Raw genomic sequence first — 7,793 nt, forward strand, 5'->3', positions numbered from 1 at the left:
ATCACCGGGACCGACCTGGTAATCGGAGGAAGTCGGACCGGGATCGACAAACGGCTCGACATTGACTTCATGCCGCGAGATCACCGGCGTGCCTTCGACGGCGAGAGAGGTGCCCGGTGCCAGGTCGGTATATGATGCACACCCGGCGAGACCGCTACAAACGGCAATGGACAGTAACACCGCCGCTAAGAATTTGAATTTATCCATTGCTCCAACTTTCCAAATAAAAAAGAAAACTCCCGATTTATAACAGAAAACTCGTCAGGGTGCAATCGAATCAATAGTTGTAAGGGGTCAGGTCTCAACTTCTGACACTTGCTTGTGGGTTTGCGATATCCAGCTGTAAGCTGTAAGCCGTAAGTTTCAATCTGACTCTTCACCCTTCACTGCATTGTACGCCACGAAGACACGAAGGGCGCCAGGATAAAGCAAAGACCCCAGCGACTGGCCCAGAACGGGGACTGTCCCTGAGCGATAAAGCACCAAACCGAAAGAAAATAAACCGGAATTGGCCGCTGATAAAATCAAAAACTCTGTCAGCCGCGATGAAAATCTATCAAGATCTGTAAAACCTGACCTTTAAACAGATTTTCATAGATTTTGATAGCGGCCAAAAAGCCTTCTCATGTCTTAGCCGCTGATGAACACAGGGAAACCAGGGGACTGTCCCCGAATGAAAAGCAAAAGCTTTATTAGCCGCTGATAAAATCTGATCAAGTCTGATAGATCAAAATCTTGGGTTTTGGTTATAAGATTAAAACAATAATCAGGGTTTTTCTTAGGCCTTATCAGATGTTATCAGACCTTATCTGCGGCTAACCGGTTTGAAGTTTATTCTTGAATCAAAGGCGTAATCGGCCGCGGATGGACGCTGACAGGCGCGGATAAGATCCAAGTCATTTCTACGGTATTTTTAACGGAGAGCCGCTGAGGCGCAGAGAGAAAAACGAAGCAAAAGCAAAACCGGGACTTTGGGTTAGAGCGGAAACATAATAGCCTTTAACTCTCCTTCTCTCCGCCTCTCCGTTAACATTGGTTTCGGCTTTGCGCCCCATTGTGTTAAGGATTATTCTGCTTATAATCAGCGGAAATCGGCGTGCATCAGCGGCAAAACGACTTTAGAAGATAATAGAAACGGATGCTTTAACGGAGAGCCGGAGTGAGCTGTCAGGGCCCAGACGAATCGAGCCCCGCCGCAAGAGCCTCCGGCAGTTCGGACCGAATCGTCGCGAGAGCATCGCCGAGAAAGCTTTCGAGGCTGGCCCGGGTATGCCCATCCGAACCGTAACAATGATAAAGGCCGGCCTGGCGGAGCCGTTGCTCCTGCTGCCGGACCAGGCTTCCGTAATAACCGCCAACGCTGCCGAGATTTCCCTGGAAGAGGCAGCCCATCAGCTTCAGTTCGCCGAGCAGTGTCTCTTGGAGCGACTCCTTTTCGGTACCCGCATGGTTGGACCCGGCCGCAAAAAACCGGAACAGGGAACCTGATTTTCGCGCCGGCGGCGCCAGAAAGGCGTGCCGCTCCGGGTGGGCCAGCAGCGGGAGACAGTCGCTGCGGACCAGGTGGAAAATGTTTTCTCGCAACAGCTGCGGGTCGGCGTTGGCCGGAGTTTCGACCAGCACCATTTTTGTGCCGCCGAGGGTCACCGGGTCGGACGAGAAGTCCTCGACGAAAAACTCATCGAGACAGTATTCCATCCCGGCCAGCAGGGTCAGGTCAATCCCCTCTTCCTTCAGAATGACCTGAAGCTCACAGATCTTCTGCCGCATCGCTGCCGGACTGGTGTCGTACATGCCGCGCAACCGGTGCGGCGTACAGCAGACATGCGAATAGCCGTTATCGGCGAGCAAGCGCGCCATCGCCACGGCTTCATCGATGGAAGGTGCGCCGTCATCCAGTTCATGCAGTATGTGACAATGCCAGTCGATCATAAAATTCAGTTACCAGTTAGAAATACTCGAATTCATTATCTTAACGCCCGTTCGCTAACGCTCACTCAAGGCGCAAAGACACAAAGAAAAGCATCCCATTGCGAAAGATGTATTGACGGCGATTTAGCAAGCTGGCAGTTGTCAGAGATAGTTTCCAGTAATAAAGCTCTGCCCCTCTCCGCCTCTCCGTTACCCTTTCTTTAGTTTTATATTTTGCATTTACCCATAAAAAGATTTCGCTTTTCTTTGCGCCTTTGCGTCTTTGCGTTGAACAAATTGAATTGACTTTTCAATCAACAAATATCTATTCGTTCCGGATGCGCGGATCAGCCAGGGCGTAGCTGATATCGGCGACCAGGTTGCCGACCAGGGTGAGGACTGCGCCGATGACGAGGACGCCCATAATAAGCGGGTAATCGCGCATCATGACTCCATCGTAGAAGAGCTTGCCCATTCCCGGGATCGCGAAAATGGTTTCGAAGATGACGCTGCCGCCGATCAGGCCGGGTATAGAAAGGCCGAGGATGGTAATCACCGGCAGCAGGGCATTGCGCAGGGCATGCTTGAGGATCACCGTGCGTTCCGACAGGCCCTTGGCCCGGGCCGTTAATATGAAATCCTGGCGGACCACTTCGAGCATGTTGGCGCGCATGTAGCGGGAAAACCCGGCGAGACCGCCGAAAGCCGAGACGAATACCGGCAGGATCAGGTGGTGCAGCAGATCGAGAAACTGGCGGCCGGTACTCATGTATTCATAGCCGAAGGAGCGGAGGCCGGCGATCGGAAACAGTCCGAGGCGGACGCCGAGGTAGTCCATCAACAGCAGGGCGAGCCAGAAAGACGGCATGGCAAAGCCGATAAAGACGAAGATGGTCGAGCCGCGATCAAAGAGACTGTTCTGCCGGACCGCGGCAATAATTCCGATCGGCACCGAGACCCCGAGGATGGCCAGGATCGACAGCAGGTTGATGGCGATCGTCACCGGCAGCCGTTCGGCGATCTTGTCGATGACCGGTCTTCGGTCGAGGGCAAACGACTCACCGAAATCGAGCGTAGCAATCCGCGAGACCCAGTCGAGATACTGGGCGTGCAGGGGTTGATCGAGACCGTACTGCGAGCGCAGCTTTTCCCGGAGTTCGGGCGACGCATCCGGATTCAGATCGGTCTGCAGATCGGTCGGTTCGCCCGGCGCCAGGTGGATCACCATAAATGAAATCAGGGTGATGCCGATCAGCATCGGGATCATCATCAACAACCGTTTTCCGATATACTTCAGCAAGTTAGTTCCATTTCATCGATCGTATTTCTGTTCACCTCGCGGCACCCACCACTTGATGAAATTGTGCCGGATCCCGGCCGGCGCCACTTCGATGCCACGAAAGCGTTTGGCCACGGCCGGCAGCGAGTACCCGACATACAGAAAGGTATAGGGCTGCTCATCGGCCAGAATATCCTGAAAGCGGTCATAAATTTTCTTGCGTTCTCCCCGGTCGAAGATCCGACGCCCCTTCTCCAGCAGCTGATCAACTTCCGGGTTGTTGTACTTGATGAAATTGAGCTCGCGCGGCGCCGTCTTGCTCGAATGCCAGATATTGTACTGATCCGGTTCAGGGCCGCCGGTCCAGCCAAGGATGGTCGCATCGAAATTTCCGGTAAAGATGAATTCTTTAAGGAAGGTCGCCCACTCGACCACCCTGATCTTGACCGCGATGCCGACATCCCTGAGCCGCCGTTGGATAATCTCGGCGGTTTTGGCCCGCAGGTCGTTCCCCTGGTTGGTCACGATGGTGAAGGCGAACGGCTTGCCGTTGCGGTCGAGGACCTGGTCGTCATCGCTGTCGGACCAGCCGGCAGCGGCGAGCAACTGTTTCGCCTTTTCCGGGTCGTAAGAGTAACGCTTGACCTGTTTGTTGCAGACCCAGTGATCCGGCTTGTACGGTCCGGTCGCGATCTCGCCGAGACCGAGCAGGACGCCGTCGATAATCTCCTGTTTGTCGATCGCATAGGCGATCGCCTGTCGGACTCTTTTATCCCGGAACAATTCCTTTTCAAGGTTGTAGCCGAGATAGGTATAACCGAAACCGAGGTATTTGTATTTGTTGAAATTCCGGGTAAAGACCGGCGTATCGGTCTGGGTCTGATACTGAATCGGGGTCAGCCCCATAAAGTCGAGTCCGCCCGACTGCAGCTCGAGAAACTGGGTCGACTGATCGGGAATGACCCGGTAAATAACCCGCCGCAGGTACGGCTCGCCCTCGAAATAATCGGCATTGGCCTCAAGGACAACCCGCTCACCGGCATCCCATTTCACGAATCGATAGGGTCCGGTACCGATCGGTTTGCGGATCAGCGGACTCTTGGTGATATCCTTCCCTTCGAGGAGATGAAGGGGATGAATGGCCAACCCCCAGCTCTCGAGAGCCGGGGCATAAGGCTGTGCATAGGTCACCTTGAAGGTATAGGGATCCGGAGCGGTCGCCTCGACCACCTGCCGATAGTCTTCGGCGTAGGAGGTCGGCACCTCGGGATCGATATAGAGTTTGTAGGTAAACATGACATCGGCGCTGGTAAAGGGAGCGCCATCATGCCATTTGACACCCTTGCGTAAATGGAACGTAATCGAGAGATTATCCTCGGAGATCTCCCAGGACTCAGCCAACGCCCCTTCGAGGATGTAATTCTTGTCATAACGGACCAGGCCGTTATAGACATGACTGTTGATCGCCGACGATGCCGAATCGGACGCGAGGACCGGCAACAGGTTATTGGGCTCGCCGATCGATGCTTCGATAAAGGTATCGCCGCGAACAGGTTCGCTGTCGGCGGCTGATGGTGCGGCCACCGGCGCCTGTTCGTTACAGGCCGACAATAACAGCACCATCATAAAAATCAGCAGCTTACTGAAAGAGTTCTGTGCATTCATAGTCTGTACTCGCATTGTCAATAGAGCGGAAATGGCTCGATATCATAACCCGGCGGTGGCTCGATCGTGAACAGTCCGGGGTCGATTCGGGCGTTGACTTCAACATCCTTGAACTCGAGAGCCACCCGGGTGGCTGACGGCTCCAACAAGAGCTCGATCAAATGGGGATAACCATCCCGGTAGCGCTCGTAACGGATCGACGAGATCAACCGGCCACTTAGCCGGACCGAGAACCGGTTGAGCCTGAGATCCGGATCAAAATCGAGCTCCTGTTCCAGTTCACCGGCTTCGAGCAGTAAGCGATGGCTACCGGAATCGAGCCGCTGCAGCTGAATCGATTGCGGTGCGAGGAGGACCGGACGCAACAGCAACAACGAAACGACATCTTCTGCCGTCATTGGCAGCGACGAGATTTTTTCAAGAAACCCGGCATCCGGCGAGCCGGCATAAGCTTTACCCTCTCCCGGAAGCAGGACAACCAGCGTCGCGCCGTCGGTAGCAGCCAGCAGTGCCGGCGAGCCGAAAAGCCCGAGCGTTTCAAGACGCAACTGATCCGGGGCCCGGGCGATCACAACCTGGCTGACCGTTTTTTGGTCCGAACCCCTGGCCAGCGCCACCCGGGCCAGCCCCCTGACACTGACAAACTGCTGTCCGATCTGATCGATCCGCCGAACCAGATCGGCAATTTCCGGCTGCGCAGCGGCAATCGGTGGGCGCCCGGCCGGTGCACAAGAACTGCAAAGCAGAGCCGATGCCGCCAGGACAAGCATCCAGAGAGAAGGAGCCGCCAAAACGGACGACGCCGGCACGGGCCGCTTAATCAATGGTCACCTCTTCTCCCTTGTCTGCTCAAGGTTCTCGATCAGCTGCCGGAGATCAGGCCGGTCGCGGTCCGATCGGGCAAGCGCCTCGCGAAAGGCTTTGCTCGCCTCGCCGGTCCGGCCAAGGGCTTTATAGGTAAAACCGAGATGTTCGTGAACAACCGGGTCCGCCGGAGCCCCCTTGAACGCCAGCAGCAGGTTTGCCAACGCTTCTTCAAAACGCCCGAGTCGATAAAGAACCCAGCCAAGGGTATCACGGATGTACGGCTCATCGGCCGCCGCCAGGGCTTTTTCGGCCATGGCAAGGGCCTGGTCAAGTTTAATATTCTGCTCGGCGTAGGAATAAGCGAGAAAGTTAAGACCGTTGACATGGCCGGGGTTGACTTCAAGCAGACGCTGCGCCGCCTGCTCAGCTGCTACAAGCTTGCCGGTCTGATCGAGCAATACCATTTTTCGATACAACAGGGTATTCTCTTCCGGATAGCGGTCGAGGCCTGCCTCGATCACCGACAGTGCTTCGCCCGGGTGCCCGAGATCGTTGTACAGGAACGAGAGGTAATCGAAAACTTCCGGTCGCGACGAGAGCAGCTCCCGATGTTCTTCGAGCAGTTCTGCCGCCTCGGCAGTCCGCTCGAGCTGTTGCAGATTATACGCCTGGTGAATCAGGGCATCGGCATAAACCGGGCTTGCTGCTTTAACCTTTGCAAATTCCGTCAACGCTTTAGAGAGTTGACTATTCTCTTCAAACGCGATTCCGAGATAGTAGCGGGACTGATCGTCACCGGCATCGATCGCTACCAGATCTTGAAAAAAGCCGGCGGCCGCTGACCAGTCGCTCCGTTCGAAATGAATCAATCCCGATTTGCGCAAGGCCGTCTGATTATGTGGATCAATCTTCAGGATCTGCCCGAGCTGCAGCAGGGCATCGTCGTATCTTTGCTGTTCGACATATTGGCCGACCAGACGATGTCGCAGCCGGAGGTTGTCCGGAAACTCCGATATCTTTTCGCGAACCAGCTTTTCCGCTTCGTCGGAGCGACCTTCATCGACAAAAAGATCGGCCAGTTCGGTTATAGCGAGGAATGATCCCGGTTCAACTTCCAGAGTCTGACGATACGCCTCCTCCGCCAGCGCCGGCAAAGCGGTCTGCCGGTAAGCGCGGGCCAGAGCGAGGCGGGCGTAGGTCTCTTCGGGTGAGCGGTCAATGATTTCCTTCAGCACAGCTATCGATTGCGGCATGTCGCCGGCGCGATTGTAAAAAAGTGCCAGCTGGTAAGGGATGCGCTCATCTTCCGGATCGAGCTGTGCTGCTTTTTCGAGATGAACAACTGCCTGTTCGTACTGATCCTGGCGTGAATAAAGACTGGCCAGCAGCAGATGTGCCGGCAGTAGTTCCGGGTCGAGGATCAGGGCATCTTCAGCCAGGCGGAACGATTTTTCGATTTGTTCAAGATGCAGATAGACTTCAGCCAGGGTCACTTTCAGGTATGCCGAATCGGGTGTCAGGTCGTTTGCTTTTTCGAGAGCCCGGGCCGCTTCTCCCAGGCTGCCTTCCATTCCGGCCAGCCGTGCCACGGCATACTGATAAAGACTTTCGGAAAACCGTTCGCGTTCGGACGACGCAGCGGTCCCGGCGGCCGGCGGCACAAGATCGTCGGCAACCGGCGCCACAGCCGTCTGGCAGCCGGTCAGAAGCAGAAGCAAAAGAAATAGAAGATATTTTGTCAGATTATGGATTTTCAATTTTTTCCGCAACATCCTGCCCTGAACAAAAAGGTGTATTGCACTTTCCCTGGCGAATTGGTGCTCATTCAAATTCTGCCATACTTTCCCATCTTTATTCTGGAAATAAAACCAGATTCGCCGGTATCGCCCGGCGGTCTTACTTATAAGACAGCTGTAAGTTTTAAGCTGTAAGCTGTCAGAGAAAGTCTCAAAACTTTAAAAGCAAAGCCTTTGACTCACCCGTGGAGCTCTTGAGGTCGATTCCGTTAGCGCGATCAATGAACCGCAGCCCAACCGCAACCGCCACGGAGACCAACTGCGTTTGCCTCAAGGCAAACTCCCCGGTAACACAATTGAACAAAAACAATTCAGGCCGTACACAAAGCCCCCGG

General features: G+C 54.8%; 6 protein-coding genes. All 6 read right to left on the reverse strand.

The genetic code is table 11. From position 1 onward, the window contains the following. A partial coding sequence (locus tag C0623_05285; protein ID PLY01531.1) for a hypothetical protein occupies positions 1–207 on the reverse strand: 207 nt, incomplete at its 3' end. Between the two features lie 960 nt (positions 208–1,167). Continuing rightward, positions 1,168–1,932 (reverse strand): phosphoesterase, encoded by a 765-nt coding sequence (locus tag C0623_05290; GenBank protein ID PLY01532.1) that lies wholly within the window; start codon positions 1,930–1,932, stop codon positions 1,168–1,170. Positions 1,933–2,236: 304 nt separating this feature from the next. Then, complete coding sequence (locus tag C0623_05295; GenBank protein ID PLY01533.1) at positions 2,237–3,211, reverse strand: diguanylate cyclase; 975 nt, start codon at positions 3,209–3,211, stop codon at positions 2,237–2,239. 12 nt (positions 3,212–3,223) lie between these two features. Further along, a complete protein-coding gene (locus C0623_05300; GenBank protein PLY01536.1) occupies positions 3,224–4,816 on the reverse strand; it encodes a peptide-binding protein in 1,593 nt (530 codons plus the stop codon). Positions 4,817–4,872: 56 nt separating this feature from the next. Further along, positions 4,873–5,625, reverse strand: a complete 753-nt coding sequence (locus C0623_05305; GenBank protein ID PLY01534.1) for a hypothetical protein — start codon at positions 5,623–5,625, stop codon at positions 4,873–4,875. 57 nt (positions 5,626–5,682) lie between these two features. Then, on the reverse strand, positions 5,683–7,434 hold the full coding sequence (locus C0623_05310) for a hypothetical protein (GenBank protein PLY01535.1): 1,752 nt from the start codon (positions 7,432–7,434) through the stop codon (positions 5,683–5,685). Positions 7,435–7,793: the final 359 nt, after the last annotated feature.

Source organism: Desulfuromonas sp. (genome assembly GCA_002869615.1).
Taxonomy (GTDB): domain Bacteria; phylum Desulfobacterota; class Desulfuromonadia; order Desulfuromonadales; family UBA2294; genus BM707.

Excerpts from the sequence above, each read along its gene's own strand:
- C0623_05290 (PLY01532.1), bottom strand. The coding sequence starts at position 1,932 with ATGATCGACTGGCATTGTCACATACTGCATGAACTGGATGACGGCGCA.
- C0623_05300 (PLY01536.1), bottom strand. The coding sequence starts at position 4,816 with ATGATGGTGCTGTTATTGTCGGCCTGTAACGAACAGGCGCCGGTGGCC.
- C0623_05305 (PLY01534.1), bottom strand. The coding sequence starts at position 5,625 with ATGCTTGTCCTGGCGGCATCGGCTCTGCTTTGCAGTTCTTGTGCACCG.
- C0623_05310 (PLY01535.1), bottom strand. The coding sequence starts at position 7,434 with ATGTTGCGGAAAAAATTGAAAATCCATAATCTGACAAAATATCTTCTA.